The following is a 15,454-nucleotide window of genomic DNA, read 5'->3' as shown; positions in this document are numbered from 1 at the left end:
TTCACTCCAGCCCGTAAAACGCCGCCGCCGTCCCGCCCAGGACGGCCCGGCGCGCCTCTGTCGGCAGCAGCGCCAGCGCGGCGTCGCGCCAGCGCGCGTAGCCGCCGGCCAGGTTCACCACCGGCCAATCGCTGCCCCACATCAGCCGGTCCGGCCCGAAGCAGGCCAGCAGGTGATCGACGTAGCGGCGCAACTCGCCGGCCTGCCAGCCGGGCCGGGCTTCCGTCACCAGCCCCGAGAGCTTGCAGCACCACCGCGTCGCGCGGGCGATCCCGGCGATGTCGTCCGCCCAGGGCCGGAACGCGTCCGCGGCGATCGCCGGTTTGGCGCCGTGGTCGATCACCATCTCCAGGCCGGGGTGACGCGCCGCCAGCTCGGGCAGGATCGGCAGATGCCGCGGCGCCACCAGCAGGTCGAGCCGCAGCCCGGCCTGCGTCATCGCCGCCAGCCCCGGTTGCATCTCGGGACGCAGAATCCAGCCGGTATCCGCGATGTCCTGCAGCATCGGGCGCAAGCCCTTCAGCAGCGGATCGGCGGCGAGCGCCGCGACACGCGCGGCGGCGTCCGGGGCCGCAAGGTCGGTCCAGCCGACCACGCCCCGCACCAGCCCGCCGGAGCCGCGCGCCACCTCCAGCATGAACGCGGTTTCCGCTTCGGTCGGCGCCGCCTGCACCAGCACGGTGGCGGTCACGTCGCCCAGCAGCGGCCGCAGGTCAGCCAGCCCGTAATCGCGATGGATCGGCAAATCGGGCGTCAGCCAGGCATAGTCGCCGCGATCCAGCCGCCAGACATGATGATGGGCGTCGACGATCATGGCGTGGGCGCGTGCCCGGGCAGCAGCCCCTCCCGCTTCAGCTCGGCCCACAGCGCATCGGGGATCGGCGCCTGCATCATCGCCGCGTTCTCGCGCATCTCGGCCGGTGTGCGCGCGCCGGGGATGACCGTGGCGACCACCGGGTGGGCGGCGCAGAATTGCAGGGCGGCCGCCTTCAGGTCGACGCCGTGGCGGGCGCAGACGGCGGCGATGGCGCGGGCGCGGGCCACCATCTCCGGCGGCGCCGTCTCGTAGTTGAACGTGGTGCCGCCGGCCAGCAGCCCGGAGTTGTACGGCCCGCCGAGCACCACCTTCGCGCCGCGCGCGGCGCAGGCCGGGAACAGCTGGTCCAGCGCTCCGTGGTCCAGCAGGGTGTAGCGCCCGGCCACCAGGAAGACGTCGGGCTCCGCCTGTTCCAGCGCCGCCAGGCACGGCGCCACCAGGTTGACCCCCAGCCCCCAGGCGCGGATCACCCCCTGCCGCCGCAGATCGGTCAGCGCCTTCGCCGCCCCCGCCATCGCCTCGGCGAAGCGGTCCTTCCAGGCGGGACCGTGCCAGTCTTCGGACACGTCGTGGATGTAGACGATGTCCAGCCGCGCCAGCCCCAGCCGCTGCAGGCTGTCCTCGATCGAGCGGATCGTGCCGGCCGCCGAGTAGTCCACCCGCCGGCGGAAGGGCAGGGCGCCGACGAAGCCCTGGTCGAGCTCCGGCACGTCCTGCGCCGGCTCCAGGATGCGGCCGACCTTGCTCGACAGCGTGTAGGCGTCACGCGGATGCAGCCGCAGCGCGGCACCCATGCGGTGCTCGGACAGGCCGGCGCCGTAATGCGGGGCGGTGTCGAAATGCCGGATGCCGGCGTCCCAGGCCGCCTGCATCGTGGCGGCCGCGACATCCTCGGGGATGCGGGCGAACAAATTGCCGAGCGGCGCCCCGCCCATGCCCAGCGGGCCCGGGATCATTGCATGTCCTCCGGCGGGATCACGCCTTTCGTCAGGATGATGTTGCCGTAGAACCGCCGTTCGCCGGTGGCGACGATGGCGTAGGCGGCCTCGGCCGCGGCATAGAACGCGTGCCGCTCCAGTGCCACGGCCGGCGCATTGCCGTATTCGCCCAGCACCGCGTTCATCTCCACGACCACGTCCGGCACCTCCTGCGGACTGCCCACCACCTGCATCACCAGCACGGGGTCCGGAATGAAGCTGTCGATGGGCAGCACCGACAGCACCGCGCGCAGCGCGTGCGGCGCATCCGCGCCGGGCAGCGCGATGCTGCGGCGGCCGCGCGTGGCCGGATAATTGGCGTCCACCAGCGCGATCCGGTCGCCATGCCCCATGGCGGCCAGCGCGTGCAGCAGGTCGGGCGTCAGCAGCGGGTCGAGGCCGATCAGCATGTTCCCTCCGGTCTTTGCGCAAACCTATCGGCTGTCCCGCCGCCGGAACACCCTTCACTTGTTCGCCCGGTGATGCGACCCTGGGGCCAGTTCCGGGAGAGACACAACATGAGCGATGTGATCCGCGGCCTCTGGGCTGCCATGGCCACCCCATTGGATGCGGAGGGGCATATCGACCATGCGGCCCTGGCGCGCCACGGATTGGCGTTGCTCGACCAGGGCTGCGACGGCCTGGTGCCGTTCGGAACCACGGGCGAGGGCCCGTCCTTCTCCGCCGCCGAGCGCCTGGCCGCCACCGAGGCGCTGCTGAAGGCCGGCGTACAGGCCGACCGGATCGCACTGGGCACCGGCTGTCCGGCCATTCCGGATACGGTGGCGCTTAGCCGCCAGGCCATGGCGCTGGGCCTGACGCATATGCTGATCCTGCCGCCGTATTTCTTCCGCGACGCGCCGGACGAAGGCATGGAGGACGCTTTCGCCGCCATCGTCGACGGCGTCGGCTCCGACCGGTTGCGCGCGACGCTGTACCACATTCCGCAGGTCTCCGGCGTGTCGGTCCCGGCCGCCGTGCTGGGCCGGCTGCGCAAGCGCTTCGGCGCCGTCATTGCCGGGGTGAAGGACAGCACCGGCGACTTCGACAGCTTCCTCGCGTTCCGGCGGGAGGCGCCGGATTGCGGCGCGCTGGTGGGGGCGGAGGTGCACATCAACCGCGCGCTGGCCGCGGGCGGCACCGGCACGATCTGCGGCATGGCCAATCTGGTGCCGGATCTGGTGCGGGCCATGTTCACCGATCCCGCCGCGGAGGCCAACATGAAGGCGGCCTGCGACCTGATCACCGGCGGCCACTTCCTGCCGCTGGTGAAGGCCGCCATCGCCGCTGCCACCGGCGATGCCGCCTGGCGCACGGTGCGTCCGCCGCTGCGCGCGGCCGATCCGGCGCGGGGTGCCCGCATCGCCGCCGGGCTGGCCGCGTTGCAGGCGCGGCGCGCCGCATGATCTCGCCGTCCCTGCTCGCCGCCTCCGCGGTGGCGGGGGCGATCTATACGCTGACCCCCGGGCCCGGCTTCCTGATGCTGCTGGGCATCGGGGCGGCACAGGGCCGGCGGGCCGGCGCCGGCTTCATCTTCGGCCATTTCGCCGGCGACCTGCTGTGGTCGTCGCTGGCCTTGCTGGCCATCGTGGGCGCGCACGCCATCGGGCCGCTGGTGTTCGACGTGCTCGGGCTGGTCTGCGGCTTCTATCTTGGCTGGCTCGGCCTGCGGGCGGTGAGGGTGCACCGCCGCACCGACGGCGCCGCCGCGCAGGTGGTGCGCCGGCCGCTGCTGCGCGGCATGGCGTTCGGGCTGACCAACCCGAAGGGCTACCCGGTCGCCGTCGCCACCTTCACGGCGTTGCTGGCCGGCCATTCCACCGAGCTCACCTGGGACTCGCTGCCGGTGCTGGTGCTGGCGGCCTCGGTCGGGTTCCTCACCGGCGACTGCGTGCTGGTATTGATCGCCGGTGCGGCGCGCGTGCGTCATCTGTACCGCCGCCACGAGGTCTGGATCGTCCGCGCGTCCGGCCTGCTGTTCCTGGGCTTCGCCGCTGCCGCGGTGCTGAATGCGGCGCCGGGATTGCGGCGTGGCTTCCGGTCCTCCTAGGGTCTGGCCAAGACCAACGGCCTGGCTGGTGTGTATCTGGCGTTGTCGTTGGGTAATGACCACCAGGCGACATAAACGATCGGTAATCATACCAGGGCATGTATCCTGAAAGGGTTCGTGGTAGATGCCCGCGTGTCTGTCAGGACCGCCTGAGTTCCACGACGGGATGGCAACGATGCTGCGGTTGAGGTGCCAGACAATCAGAACCAGACTGCCCAGGGAGTTTCATGTCTCCGATCCGCCTGATCGCCTCGTGGGGCCTGATCGCCATTCTTGCCGCCTGCCAGCAACAACCGTCCGCCGCACCGCCGGTGGCGGCAGACCCGCCGGTGCTGGAAAGCCTCGCGCAGCCGCCATCCTGCGCCGCCGGCGTGAGCGCCGCGCTGGAGGATGGCGCGGTCGTGCAGTTCCGCGGTGGCGACCCCCGCGATCCCGATGTCTGCCTGATCGCCTGGAGCGGGCGCAGCTACCGCTATTTTCTCGGCTTCTGGGGCGACGGGCGTTTCGGCGAGGGCACGGCGGAGGAGCGCGACGCCATCCGCCGGGTGCTCACCGGCCCGCCAGGGACCGAGGCCTCGTTCGCGCTGACCCGCGCCAAGCTCTGGGGCAAGGTCACGGTCACGCATGTGGCCAACCCGATCCTGACCGTCGGCAGCCGGCGTGTCGCCACGATGGAGATCCGGGCTGTCTGGCACGATTCGCAGGGCCGGGAAGACGTGCGCAACGAGAAGCGGATCTGGATCGATCAGGCCACCGGCATCGTCGTCCAGCGGCAAACGGTGACGCCGATGGCCAATGGCGGGGTGGTGACCAACACCACCTGGCGGGTCGTCTCGATGCAGCCGGCAGGCTAGGGCGCCCCCTGGTGGGGTGCCGCGGCGTGACCCGGTTGGCGCGTCTTGCATGGATTTCCGGCGTGGCCGCGCCACGCCCATAGATTGAGTGCAGATTCCGATGGATGCCCCGCCCCCCACGCTCCCCGCCCAGTCCGCCACGATCGAGCCGGCGGATGCCGACGCGCTGCCCGCCTTCAGCCACCAGCAGATCGTGCAGGTGCTGACGGGCATCCTGCTGTGCATCCTGCTGGCCGCGATCGACCAGACGGTGGTGGTGCCTGCCGTGCCCGCCATCGCCGCCGATCTCAACGGCTTCGGGCACCTGTCCTGGATCGTTTCGGCCTATCTGCTGACCTCCACCTCGTCGGCGCCGGTCTACGGCAAGCTGTCGGACATCTATGGCCGCCGCGCCCTGCTGCTGCCGGCGATCGTGGTGTTCGTGATTGCCTCCATCCTGTGCGCCCTGTCGCAGTCGCTGTTCCAGCTGATCGTCTTTCGCGCATTGCAGGGCCTGGGCGGCGGCGGCCTCATGGCGATGGCGCAGGCGGCGATCGCCGACGTGGTGGCGCCGCGGGAGCGCGGCAAATACCAGGGCTACATGGCCGGCACCTGGGGGGTCGCCAGCATCTTCGGCCCCATCCTCGGCGGCTGGATGACGGACTACCTGTCGTGGCACTGGATCTTCTGGATCAACGTGCCCATCGGCATCGCCGCCTTCTTCCTCAGCAGCCGGGCGCTGAAGCTGCTGAAGGTGCGCCGGACCACCGCGCGCGTCGACTATCTCGGCGCCGCGCTGCTGACCGGGTTCATCACCACCTGCCTGCTGATGATGAGCTGGGGCGGCGTCGAATATTCCTGGGTCTCGCCGGAGATCACGGGCATGGGCGGCCTCGCGCTCGCCCTGCTGGCAGCGCTGATCTGGCAGGAGCGGCGCTATATCGACCCGCTGCTGCCGCCGCGGCTGTTCACCAATTCGGTGTTCTCGCTGGGTGTCATGATCGCCTTCCTGGCCACCGCCGGCATGCTCGGCGGCACCTTCCTGCTGCCGCTGTTCTTCCAGCTCATCGGTGGCGTCGACGCATCGGCCTCCGGCACCATGATCGTGCCGTTCCTGGGCTTCAACGTGGTCGGCGCCTATGTGTCGGGCCAGCTCGCGCGCCGGCTGGGCCGCGCCAAGGGGATCGTCCTCGGTGGCCTCGCGGCCTCCTGCGTCGGCTTCCTGCTGCTGGCCACGGCCACAGGGCACACCCCGGGGCCGGTGCTGGTACTCTATATGGCCGTGGTCGGCCTGGGCATCGGCCTGTGCATGCCGTCCAGCCTGGTGATCGTGCAGAACGCCGCCGAGCGGCGCGACGTGGGGGCCGCCACCGGCGCCCTGCTGTTCCTGCGCTCGATGGGCGGCGCCTTCGGCAGCACCCTCGCCGGCGCCCTGCTGACCGGCCACTTCACCCAGCGCCTGGCCGAGCTGGGCGTGACCCAGTCGATCGACCTCGGGGCGCTGCGCGGGGCGGAGGGGGCAACGCTGGTGCTGGACGAGGCCACGCGGACGCTCGCGCGAACGGCGCTGTCCGGCGGATTCCACCTCACATTCCTGGTCTGCGCCGGCCTTTCGGCGATCGCGGTCCTGGCCTGCCTTTTCATGCGCGACCTGCCGTTGCAGTCCGGGGCGAAGTGAGGGCAGGGGACGAAGTCAGGACAGGGACGAAGTCAGGACAGGGGACACAGAGAACACAGAGGTCCACGGAGGTCACGGAGAAGGAAGGTTCGGGGCGCGCTGCGCGCGCATTCCTTGTCATGCGGCTGGCATGCGTGCGGCGCTGCACCACACGATGACTCTTCTCCGTGACCTCCGTGGACCTCTGTGTTCTCTGTGTCCACTTCCACCTTTTCGGCCGGCAGCCGCTTTCAGCTCACCCGTAGATGAGGTTCGGCAGCCACATCGCGATTTCCGGGAACGCCGAGAGGATCACGACGCCCACCGCCATCAGCACCACGAAGGGCAGGGTGCCCCAGATCACCGCGCCCAGCCCGATATCCGGCGCGATGCGGTTGATGACGAAGATGTTCAGTCCGACCGGCGGATGGATCAGCCCCATTTCCATCACCACCGCCATCACCACGCCGAACCAGACAAGATCGAACCCGGCCATGCGCAGCGGCGGCAGGATGATCGGGGCGGTCATGAGGATGATGGAGACCGGCGGCAGGAAGAAGCCCAGCATCACCACCAGCACCAGGACGGCCGCCAGCAGCAGCCATTTCGACGGATGCAGCGCCACGATCCAGGCCGCCGCGCCCTGGCTGATGTGCAGATAGCTCATCACATAGCTGTACAGCAGGCTCATGCCGATGATCATCAGCAGCATGCCGCTCTCGCCCAGCGTGCCCTGGAAGATCGGCTTCAGGTCGGACAGGTGCCAGGCGCCGTAGATGACCGCGATCAGCAGCAGCGCCAGCACGGCGCCCAGGCCGGCGGTTTCGCTCGGCGTGGCGATGCCGCCGTACAGTGCCACCATGACGCCGAGCAGCAGCAGCAGGAACGGCAACACACGCGGCAAAGCGGCGAGCCTCTGCCTCAGGGTGTAGCTGTCGATGCGCAGGATCTCGCCACGCTCCCCGCCCGCGACCGCGGTGGCCATGGCGGCGGCGTACTCGGACCGCCAGCGCAACATGGCATAGCCGGAGAACAGCACCACCAGCAGCACGCCCGGGCCCAGCCCGGCCAGGAACAGCCGTCCCAGCGACTGCTCGGCGGCGACGGCGTACAGGATCAGCACGATCGAGGGCGGCAGCAGGATGCCCAGGGTGCCGCCCGCCGCCACCAGCCCGGCGGCGAAGCCGGGCGAATAGCCGCGCCGGCGCATTTCCGGGATGCCGGAGCTGCCGATCGCCGAGCACGTGGCCGGGCTCGACCCCGCCATGGCCGCGAACAGCCCGCAGGCCAGCACCACCGCCACGCCCAGCCCGCCGGGAATGCGGTGCAGCCAGGTGTGCAGGGCGTCATACAAATCCTTGCCGGCCCGCGACTTGCCGATCGCGGCCCCTTTCAGGATGAACAGCGGAATGGTCAGCAGGGTGATGCTGGCCAGTTCCTCGTAGACGTTCTGGGCGATGGTATCGACCGACGCCGCGGGCATGAACACCATCATGAACACCGTGGCGACCCCGCCGAGCGCGAACGCGATGGGGATGCCGGAGAACAGCGCCACCAGGGTCGCGCCGCCGTACAGCAAGCCGATCTGCAGCGTGTTCATGCGCGAAACCGCTGCGGCGCAGCCAGGACCTGCAGCAACAGCTGCAGCGTCAGCAACGCCATCCCGGCCGCCATGCAGCCATAGGGAATCCACAGCGGCGGCCCCCAGGCCGAGGGCGTGGTCTGCCCATCGGCCACCGCTTCCAGCAGCAGCCCGAAGCATTTCCAGCCGAAATAGCCGCAGAACAGCAGCGCTCCCACATCCGCCACCACGCGGCGCACCCCTTCCAGTGCCGGCGGCAGCACATGCGCCAACGCGTCGATCGCCACATGCCCGCGCCGCGCCTGCGTCCAGGCGGCCGAGGCGAAGGTCGCGCCGATCAGCAGGAAGGTGGACAACTCGTCCTGCCAGTCGCTCGGGATGTCGAGGAAGTAGCGTCCGATCACCTCCCAGGTCAGCACGCCGCCGGCGGCGCCGAGGGCGATGGACGAGGCCACCGCCATCACGCCGTTCAGCGTGGTCAGCACCGTTTGCACCGCGCCCAGCGCACCCCCCGACGGCACGTCCGCCGCCGGCGTGGTGACGGACGCGGCATCGAAGCCGGCATGCGCGCTCAAGCGACGGCTTCCGCCAGCTTCAGCAGCGAGGCGCAGGCGGCGTTGCGGGCGGCGAAGTCCTTCCACGCCGTCGCCTCGGCGATCGCCTTCCATTTGCCCAGCGCGGCCGCGTCGAAATCGGACACCTTCACGCCGGCCTTGCCGTAGATCTCGGCCAGCGCGTCGTCGTCGGCGCGGGCGGCCTGCAGCGCGAAATCCTCGAGCCCGGTGCCGACCTCGCTGATCGCCTTCTGCTGGTCGGGCGTCAGGCCGTCATGGATGGATTTGGACATCAGCAGCGGCTCGAGCATGAACCAGAAGCTGCCGTGCCGGCCGCCGGTGACGTTCTTGGCGATTTCCTGCAGGCGGAAGCTGATCAGGCTGGTGGACGACGTGACCGCGGCGTCCAGCGTGCCGGTCTGCATGGCCGCATAGATCTCGTTCGACGGCACGGAGGAGATGATGCCGCCGGCCGCCTTCAGCATCAGGTCCATCTCGCGCGAGCCGCCGCGGACTTTCATGCCTTTGGTGTCATCCGGCGAAATCACCGCCCCGGCGCGGCTGGCGCAGCCGCCGGCCTGCCAGATCCAGGTGACGATCTTCACGCCGCGCTTGTCCAGCACCGAGATAAGTTCGCGGCCGATCTCGTTGTTTTTCCAGGCCATGCCCTGCTCGTAGGTGCTGACCAGGCACGGCATCAGGCCGATATTGACCTCCTGCACCTCGCCGCCGGCATAGGCCAGGGGGTACAGGCTGAGATCCAGCGCGCCGCGGCGCAGGGCCGAGAACTGCGCCACCGTCTTCATCAACGAGGATCCCGGATAGATCTCGAAGGCCAACTCGCCGCCGGTCTTCTTCTCCACCTCGGCGGCGAACCGGCGTACCAGGCGGTCGCGGAAATCGCCCTCGTCGGCGGTGCCGCCCGGAAACTGGTGGCTGATCTTCAAGGTCTTCGCGGCGGCGCGGGCGCGGCCTGCCCGCAGGATGGCGGGCGCGGCGAGAAGCCCGCCGAAAGCGGCGCGGCGAGACAGCATCATTGGTGTTTCCCCCTGGAAAAGCATCGTGGATATGGCATCGCAAGTGACGCGGACGTGGCATGCGTTCCGGTCTCGTCCCCCCGACATCCGCGGCATCGCGCCGCGGGCGCAGGGGGCAGCAGGCCACTGAAAACAAACGCCGGCATCCCGACTCTACAGTTCGTCATCTTTGGCGACATGCAGAGACAAAATACTAATGCACCGAGTCGGCCCCGCAAGGCCATCCCGCGGCATTGACATTCACGCGAAATGTTCGCATATTAATAAAATACTACGTTGTTATATCGTTAATATTGGCCTGGCCCAGGAGCGCCTTCGTTGAACGCCTTGACACCCCACGTCGCCGCCCACGTCGCCGCCCAGGACGCCGGCCGAGCGCTGGTCAGCCTGCGCGACCTCCGCAAGTCCTATGCCAGTGCCGCGGCGCTCGACGGCGTATCGCTCGCCGTTGCGCGCGGCCGGATCTTCGGCATCGTCGGGCGCTCCGGTGCCGGCAAATCGACCTTGCTGCGCTGCGTCAACCTGCTGGAGCGGCCGGACTCCGGCCAGGTGCATCTGGACGGCCAGGATCTGCTCACACTGGACCGCGCGGCGCTGAATACGGTGCGCCGGCGGATCGGCATGGTGTTCCAGCACTTCAACCTGCTGGCGCGCCGCAGCGTGGCCGACAATGTCGCTTTGCCGCTCGAACTCGCCGGCGTCCCTGCCGCCGCACGCAGCGCCCGTGTGGCCGAATTGCTGTCCCTGGTGGGGCTGGCCGACCGCGCCGGCGCCTATCCCGCACAGCTCTCCGGCGGCCAGAAGCAGCGCGTCGGCATCGCCCGCGCGCTGGCCGGACGCCCGAGCCTGCTGCTGTGCGACGAGGCCACCAGCGCGCTCGACCCCGAGACCACCACGGAGATTCTGCTCCTGATCCGCGACCTGCGCGACCGGCTCAGCCTGACCGTGCTGCTGATCACCCATGAGATGGCCGTGGTGAAGGCGATCTGCGACGAGGTCGCGGTGCTGGAGCGCGGACGCGTGATCGAGCAGGGCCGCGTGTTCGACGTGTTCACCCGCCCGCAGCATCCGACCACCGCCAATTTCGTCGCCGAAGTCATCGGCACCACGCTGCCCGACGGCGCCCTGGGCCGGCTCCCCGCGCCGCAACCGGGCACGCAGCGGCGCATCCTGCGCATCCTGTTCGCGGGACCGCATGCCAGCCGCGCGGTGATCAGCGAGGCCTCGCGCGAATTCGGCATCGACCTCAACATCATCGCCGGCCGCGTGGACGCGATCGGCGGCGCGCCGTTCGGCGTGCTGGCGGTGGCCGCCGACGGCCCACCGGGGCGCCTGATGCAGGCGACTGCCTGGATGCGCGGGCTCGGCCTCGCCATCGACGCCATCGACGCCATCGCGGCCGAGCCCGCAGCGCTGGCCGCCTGACATGTGGCTCACCCCCGCGATGCAGGACCTGCTGCTGGATGCCGCCAACGAGACCGCGCTGATGGTGCTGGCCGCCGCCGGCATCGCCATCGCCGCCGGCCTGCCGCTGGCGCTGCTGCTGCAGGCGACCGCCCCCGACGGCATCGCCCGCCATGCGGCGGTGAACCGCGTCCTCGGCGTTGTCGTCAACGCCATCCGGTCGGTGCCGTTCATCATCCTGATGGTCGCGATCGTGCCCTTCACCCGCGCCGTCGCGGGCAGTTCCATCGGCACGACGGCCGCCATCGTGCCGCTTGCCATCGCCGCCACCGCCTTCATCGTGCGCCTGTTCGAGACGGCGCTGCGCGACGTCGATCGCGGCCTGGTCGAAGCGGCGCAGGCAATGGGCGCCACACGGCTGCAGATCGTCACCCATGTTCTGGTGCCCGAGGCGGCGCCCGGCCTGGTTGCCGCGATCACGGTCACCCTGGTCTCGCTGGTCGGCTACTCCGCCATGGCCGGCGCCGTGGGTGGCGGCGGCCTGGGCGACCTCGGCATCCGCTTCGGCTACCAGCGCTTCATGCCAGAAGTGATGGCCATCGTCGTGGTGCTGCTGGTCCTGGTGGTGCAGGGGATGCAGACGCTGGGCGATGCGCTGGTGCGCCGGATCTCACGAAAATAGCAAGGAGCCTGACCATGCTTATCACCCGACGCGCCGCCCTCGGGGCAGCGCTGCTGCTGCCGGTCGCCGCGCGGGCGCAAGGCGGCGACATCGGCACCGCCGCGCGGCCGCTGCGCGTGGGCGTCACCAGCGGCGTGCACGGCCAGGTGCTGGAACGCGTGCGCGACGCCGTCGGCCAACAGGGCCTGGTGCTGAAGATCACCGAGTTCGGCGACTTCATCCAGCCGAACGCGGCCCTGGCCGCCGGCGACCTCGACGTGAACGTCTATCAGCACCGGCCGTTCCTGGATCAGCAGATCCACGACCGCGGCTACCAGTTCGCCGTGGCCGGCCGCACCGTGCTGACGGCGATGGCCGTGTACAGCCGCAAGGTGACGTCGCTCGCCGATCTGGCCAAAGGCGCGCGCATCGCCATTCCCAACGACCCCACCAATGGCGGGCGGGCGCTGCTGCTGCTGGCCGAGAGCGGGGTGTTCAAGCTGACGCCGGGCGTGGATTTCCGCGCCAGCGTCGCCGACATCATCGAGAACCCGAAGCGCGTGCGCATTGTCGAGCTGGAGGCGGCCCAGATCGCCCGCGCCCTTGACGACGTCGATGCCGCGGCCGTCACCGGCAACTATGCCGTGCCGGCCGGGCTCGATCCGCTGCATGCGAGCCTCGCGGTGGAGAAGGGCGACAGCATCTATTGCTGCCTGGTGGTCGTGCGCGCCGGCGACGAGGCGCGGCCCTGGGCCCACGCCCTGGCGGCCGGGTACGCCGATCCCGGCGTGAAGCAATGGGTGGCCGAGACCTTCAAGGGCGCCGTCGTCCCTGGCGCCTGAGGGGTTGTGCGGCACGCCGCACCGGCCGACCATGCCCGCAACGAACGGCGGGAGGCAGGCATGGTCGATCTGGTGCTGCGCGGCGACACGGTGGTGACGCCAGGCGGCGTCGAGGCTTGCGACATCGTGATATCCGATGGCCGGATCGCCGCCGTCGAACCGCATGGCAGCGTCGCCGTGCCGGCCGGCGCGCGCCTTGTCGACCTGCCGGGCAGCATCGTCATGCCCGGCGGCATCGACCCGCATGTGCATTGCGCCTGGCCGATGCCGGTGCCCGATGGCCCGACGGCGTTCACCCAGCCCGCCTCGGTGGTCAGCCGCGCCGCCATCCACGGCGGCACCACGACGCTGATCGATTTCGTGCGCTGCATCGAGGGCGCGGATGTGCAGGACGCCATCGCCCGCCGAGATGCCGGCTGGAAGGGCGCCTGCCACACCGACTATGCGTTCCACCTGATGGTCGAGGGCGACATCGCGCCGGCGATGCTGGAGCAGCTCGGGGCGGCGATCCGCGGCGGCCATCCCACGGTGAAGATCTTCACCACCGACCTCACGCCCAGCCGCAAGGGCCGCATGGTCGATTTCGGCGACATCTGGGAGGTGTTCCAGGTGCTGGCGGCGAACCAGGGCCTTGGCGTCATCCATGCCGAGGACAACGACATCGTCATGCACATGTACGCGAAACTGTTCCGCGAGGGCCGGACCAGCTTCGTGAACATGGCCGAGGTGCACAACACCCTCTCCGAGGACCTGTCCTTCCGCCGCGTCATCCGGCTGGCGGAGAGCGTGCCGGGCACCGCGCTCTACATGATGCACACCAGTGCGGCGACCGGCGTTGCCGCCATCCGCGAGGCGCGCGGCAAGGGCGTTCCGATCTACGGCGAAAGCCTGCACCAGTACATGCTCTACACCAGCGACGACTACCGCAAGGCCAACGGCCAGATCTTCCACACCTACCCGTCGTTGAAATCCGCGCAGGACCAGGCCGCGCTGTGGGGCGGCACGCTGGACGGCGCCATCAACTGTGTGGCCACCGACGAGATCTGCTGCACGCTGGCGCAGAAGACCCAGGGCCTGCGCATCGACGACACCACCGGCGGCAATGCCGGCGTGGAGCCGCGGGTGGCGCTGATGTACACGGAAATGGTCGGGCGGCGCGGCTATTCGCTGCGCAAGTTCGTCGATCTCGTCTCGACCAATGCCGCGAAGATCATGGGCCTGTATCCGCGCAAGGGCGTCATCGCCGTGGGCGCGGACGCCGATATCTGCGTGCTCGACACCTCGCGCCGGCGCATCATCACCGCCGCCGACCTGCACGAGACCGACTACACGCCGTGGGACGGATGGGAGGCCCATGCCTGGCCGAGCATGACGCTGCTGCGCGGCAAGATCGTGATGGAGGGCGGCCGGCTGACCGGGACGCTCAGCGATGGCCGGTTCGTCGCGCGCCGGATCGACCCCGCCATCATCGCGGCACCGGTCGCGCTGTGACCACCGACGCCGAACTGCGCGGCCTGCTGCTGGATTGCCTGCGCCTGTGGGACATCGCCGGCGCCGTCACCGCCACGGCGGACGGGCTGCGGGTCGAAACCGCCACCGCCGCCTGCACCATCCGGCGCGGCCCGGCACCGACGCGCTGGTTCCTGGCCACGCCCACGCGCACCCGGCCGTCGCCCTCAATCGTCGCCTTGCTGTCGGCGCTGCGCCGGGCGCTCGGGGCCGATCCCGGCATCCGCGCCCGCATCGGGGCAGGGGCCGGCATCGGGCTGCGGTAGCGTGCGGCCATCACCCGCGCCTGCCGCCCCGATCCCCGTCGCCGTCGTGACCGGCTTCCTGGGCAGCGGCAAGACCACCTTGATCGGCCGCGTGCTGCGCGATCCCCGTTATGCCCGCACCGCCGTCATCGTCAACGAATTCGGCGAGATCGGCCTCGACCATGACCTCATCGCCACCGGCACCGAGACCTTGCTGCAGCTCACCACCGGCTGCCTGTGCTGCGCTGTCCGCACCGATCTGGTGGACACGCTGCTGACCCTCGACCGCCAGCGCCGGGACGGCGCCATCGCCTTCGACCGCGTGCTGATCGAAACCTCGGGCCTTGCCGATCCCGCGCCCATCCTGCATGCGCTGATGACCGACCCCGCGATGGCCGGGGCCTTCGCCATCGCCTCGGTCGTCACACTGGTCGACGCGCTGCTAGGCGCCGCGACGCTGCGGCGCCACCCGGAAGCCCGCCGCCAGGTGGCGCTGGCCGACCGCATCGTGCTGACCAAGACCGACCTCGCACCGGTCCCGCCGGAGCTGCGCGCCGTCATCGCCGGCCTGAACGCCACCGCGCCGGTCGAGGCGGGAGCGCCGCCGCCTGCCGCCCTGTTCGCGGCCGTGCCGCGCCTGCCAGCGGACCCGGTCACGCCGGCCGCGCGGCACAGCGCCGGCATCACGACCGCCCTGGTGCTGCGCACCACCCCGGTCCCGGCACTGGCGCTTACGCTGCTGCTGGAGGCACTGGCCGAGCATTGCGGTCCGCGCCTGCTGCGCCTCAAGGGGCTGGTCGACATCGTCGAAATGCCCGGCCGCCCTGCCGTCGTGCATGGCGTGCAGCACGTCTTCGCCCCCGTGGCGTTCCTTGACCGCTGGCCATCGGATGACCGGCGCACGCGCATCGTGGTCATCGGCGAGCGCCTGCCCCGCCATTTTCCCGCCCGCCTGCTCGACGCCATCGCCGCCGAGGTCAGCGAGGCGGTGGCGGCAGCCGGCGCGGACGGGGCCGGTGCAGAACCCCAAGGACAATGAAGCCGGCTCCGAGAAGGGCCAGCAGAGCGAGCGAGCCTGGCTCGGGCGCCGGTGTCGCAGCGGCGTCGGTGCCGGCAGTGATGTCGGCCGCGAAGCCGCGTGTGGCGAGGTGCGTGCCGTCAACCGGCGCCACGGGCCGCCCGCCCGCATCCACGCCCGTCGGGACGGCATGCGCGCGCGCGGCCGGGATCAGCGACATCGCGATTGCCGCCGCCAATGACACGTGCTTCGGCATCATCCACGCCCC

General features: G+C 70.4%; 17 protein-coding genes. 10 read left to right on the top strand and 7 right to left on the bottom strand.

The features are described 5' to 3' along the window. Position 1: 1 nt before the first annotated feature. The 3 genes from OL599_RS06785 to OL599_RS06775 are packed head-to-tail and all read right to left on the bottom strand — an operon-like array spanning position 2 to position 2,204. On the bottom strand, positions 2-814 hold the full coding sequence (locus OL599_RS06785; protein ID WP_264712908.1) for an amidohydrolase family protein: 813 nt from the start codon (positions 812-814) through the stop codon (positions 2-4). Beyond that, complete coding sequence (locus OL599_RS06780; RefSeq protein WP_264712907.1) at positions 811-1,773, bottom strand: aldo/keto reductase; 963 nt, start codon at positions 1,771-1,773, stop codon at positions 811-813. The genes OL599_RS06785 and OL599_RS06780 overlap by 4 nt, the downstream gene beginning before the upstream one ends. Further along, a complete protein-coding gene (locus OL599_RS06775; protein ID WP_264712906.1) occupies positions 1,770-2,204 on the bottom strand; it encodes an RbsD/FucU family protein in 435 nt (144 codons plus the stop codon). Before OL599_RS06775 ends, OL599_RS06780 begins: the two co-directional genes overlap by 4 nt. A gap of 108 nt (positions 2,205-2,312) precedes the next feature. Between OL599_RS06775 and OL599_RS06770 the strand changes: the two genes are divergently transcribed. The 4 genes from OL599_RS06770 to OL599_RS06755 all read left to right on the top strand — a co-directional run bounded on the left by OL599_RS06770 (position 2,313) and on the right by OL599_RS06755 (position 6,355). Then, the gene (locus tag OL599_RS06770) at positions 2,313-3,200 is read left to right on the top strand and encodes a dihydrodipicolinate synthase family protein (protein ID WP_264712905.1); all 888 of its coding nucleotides are present in this window, start codon (positions 2,313-2,315) and stop codon (positions 3,198-3,200) included. Next, positions 3,197-3,844: a LysE family translocator gene (locus OL599_RS06765; RefSeq protein ID WP_264712904.1), complete on the top strand. Its 648-nt coding sequence runs from the start codon at positions 3,197-3,199 to the stop codon at positions 3,842-3,844. The genes OL599_RS06770 and OL599_RS06765 overlap by 4 nt, the downstream gene beginning before the upstream one ends. 227 nt (positions 3,845-4,071) lie before the next feature. Further along, on the top strand, positions 4,072-4,698 hold the full coding sequence (locus tag OL599_RS06760) for a hypothetical protein (protein ID WP_264712903.1): 627 nt from the start codon (positions 4,072-4,074) through the stop codon (positions 4,696-4,698). 100 nt (positions 4,699-4,798) lie between these two features. Then, positions 4,799-6,355 (top strand): MDR family MFS transporter, encoded by a 1,557-nt coding sequence (locus OL599_RS06755; RefSeq protein WP_264712902.1) that lies wholly within the window; start codon positions 4,799-4,801, stop codon positions 6,353-6,355. Between the two features lie 235 nt (positions 6,356-6,590). On the opposite strand, the gene OL599_RS06750 is transcribed toward OL599_RS06755, so the two are convergent. The 3 genes from OL599_RS06750 to dctP are packed head-to-tail and all read right to left on the bottom strand — an operon-like array spanning position 6,591 to position 9,507. Next, complete coding sequence (locus OL599_RS06750) at positions 6,591-7,934, bottom strand: TRAP transporter large permease (RefSeq protein WP_264712901.1); 1,344 nt, start codon at positions 7,932-7,934, stop codon at positions 6,591-6,593. Then, positions 7,931-8,491 (bottom strand): TRAP transporter small permease, encoded by a 561-nt coding sequence (locus OL599_RS06745; protein ID WP_264712900.1) that lies wholly within the window; start codon positions 8,489-8,491, stop codon positions 7,931-7,933. Before OL599_RS06745 ends, OL599_RS06750 begins: the two co-directional genes overlap by 4 nt. Next, on the bottom strand, positions 8,488-9,507 hold the full coding sequence (gene dctP, locus OL599_RS06740; RefSeq protein WP_264712899.1) for a TRAP transporter substrate-binding protein DctP: 1,020 nt from the start codon (positions 9,505-9,507) through the stop codon (positions 8,488-8,490). The genes OL599_RS06745 and dctP overlap by 4 nt, the downstream gene beginning before the upstream one ends. A gap of 318 nt (positions 9,508-9,825) precedes the next feature. Here dctP and OL599_RS06735 point away from each other — a divergent pair, with 318 nt between their 5' ends. The 6 genes from OL599_RS06735 to OL599_RS26020 are packed head-to-tail and all read left to right on the top strand — an operon-like array spanning position 9,826 to position 15,207. After that, on the top strand, positions 9,826-10,932 hold the full coding sequence (locus OL599_RS06735) for a methionine ABC transporter ATP-binding protein (protein WP_264712898.1): 1,107 nt from the start codon (positions 9,826-9,828) through the stop codon (positions 10,930-10,932). 1 nt (position 10,933) lies between these two features. Beyond that, positions 10,934-11,593: a methionine ABC transporter permease gene (locus OL599_RS06730; protein WP_264712897.1), complete on the top strand. Its 660-nt coding sequence runs from the start codon at positions 10,934-10,936 to the stop codon at positions 11,591-11,593. A gap of 14 nt (positions 11,594-11,607) precedes the next feature. Beyond that, positions 11,608-12,414 carry a MetQ/NlpA family ABC transporter substrate-binding protein gene (locus OL599_RS06725; protein ID WP_264712896.1) on the top strand — a complete coding sequence of 269 codons (807 nt, stop codon included), beginning with the start codon at positions 11,608-11,610 and terminating at the stop codon, positions 12,412-12,414. 60 nt (positions 12,415-12,474) lie between these two features. Further along, complete coding sequence (locus OL599_RS06720; RefSeq protein WP_264712894.1) at positions 12,475-13,905, top strand: amidohydrolase family protein; 1,431 nt, start codon at positions 12,475-12,477, stop codon at positions 13,903-13,905. Further along, the gene (locus tag OL599_RS06715) at positions 13,902-14,189 is read left to right on the top strand and encodes a hypothetical protein (protein WP_264712892.1); all 288 of its coding nucleotides are present in this window, start codon (positions 13,902-13,904) and stop codon (positions 14,187-14,189) included. The genes OL599_RS06720 and OL599_RS06715 overlap by 4 nt, the downstream gene beginning before the upstream one ends. A gap of 46 nt (positions 14,190-14,235) precedes the next feature. Further along, the gene (locus tag OL599_RS26020) at positions 14,236-15,207 is read left to right on the top strand and encodes a CobW family GTP-binding protein (RefSeq protein WP_264712891.1); all 972 of its coding nucleotides are present in this window, start codon (positions 14,236-14,238) and stop codon (positions 15,205-15,207) included. Here OL599_RS26020 and OL599_RS26140 read toward each other — a convergent pair. Then, positions 15,146-15,406 (bottom strand): PEP-CTERM sorting domain-containing protein, encoded by a 261-nt coding sequence (locus OL599_RS26140; RefSeq protein ID WP_408886917.1) that lies wholly within the window; start codon positions 15,404-15,406, stop codon positions 15,146-15,148. The two genes, OL599_RS26020 and OL599_RS26140, sit on opposite strands and share 62 nt — an antisense overlap. Between the last annotated feature and the right edge of the window lie 48 nt (positions 15,407-15,454).

This window comes from Limobrevibacterium gyesilva, from assembly GCF_025989185.1.
Taxonomy (GTDB): domain Bacteria; phylum Pseudomonadota; class Alphaproteobacteria; order Acetobacterales; family Acetobacteraceae; genus Limobrevibacterium; species Limobrevibacterium gyesilva.
This window is presented reverse-complemented; position numbering and strand designations above follow the sequence as displayed.

Bases quoted from the DNA above. Each gene is read 5' to 3' on its own strand.
- OL599_RS06770 (WP_264712905.1), top strand. From the start codon at position 2,313: ATGAGCGATGTGATCCGCGGCCTCTGGGCTGCCATGGCCACCCCATTG.
- OL599_RS06775 (WP_264712906.1), bottom strand. From the start codon at position 2,204: ATGCTGATCGGCCTCGACCCGCTGCTGACGCCCGACCTGCTGCACGCG.
- OL599_RS06725 (WP_264712896.1), top strand. From the start codon at position 11,608: ATGCTTATCACCCGACGCGCCGCCCTCGGGGCAGCGCTGCTGCTGCCG.
- OL599_RS06755 (WP_264712902.1), top strand. From the start codon at position 4,799: ATGGATGCCCCGCCCCCCACGCTCCCCGCCCAGTCCGCCACGATCGAG.
- OL599_RS06760 (WP_264712903.1), top strand. From the start codon at position 4,072: ATGTCTCCGATCCGCCTGATCGCCTCGTGGGGCCTGATCGCCATTCTT.
- dctP (WP_264712899.1), bottom strand. From the start codon at position 9,507: ATGATGCTGTCTCGCCGCGCCGCTTTCGGCGGGCTTCTCGCCGCGCCC.
- OL599_RS26140 (WP_408886917.1), bottom strand. From the start codon at position 15,406: ATGTCGCTGATCCCGGCCGCGCGCGCGCATGCCGTCCCGACGGGCGTG.
- OL599_RS06730 (WP_264712897.1), top strand. From the start codon at position 10,934: ATGTGGCTCACCCCCGCGATGCAGGACCTGCTGCTGGATGCCGCCAAC.
- OL599_RS06720 (WP_264712894.1), top strand. From the start codon at position 12,475: ATGGTCGATCTGGTGCTGCGCGGCGACACGGTGGTGACGCCAGGCGGC.
- OL599_RS06780 (WP_264712907.1), bottom strand. From the start codon at position 1,773: ATGATCCCGGGCCCGCTGGGCATGGGCGGGGCGCCGCTCGGCAATTTG.
- OL599_RS06765 (WP_264712904.1), top strand. From the start codon at position 3,197: ATGATCTCGCCGTCCCTGCTCGCCGCCTCCGCGGTGGCGGGGGCGATC.
- OL599_RS06785 (WP_264712908.1), bottom strand. From the start codon at position 814: ATGATCGTCGACGCCCATCATCATGTCTGGCGGCTGGATCGCGGCGAC.
- OL599_RS06750 (WP_264712901.1), bottom strand. From the start codon at position 7,934: ATGAACACGCTGCAGATCGGCTTGCTGTACGGCGGCGCGACCCTGGTG.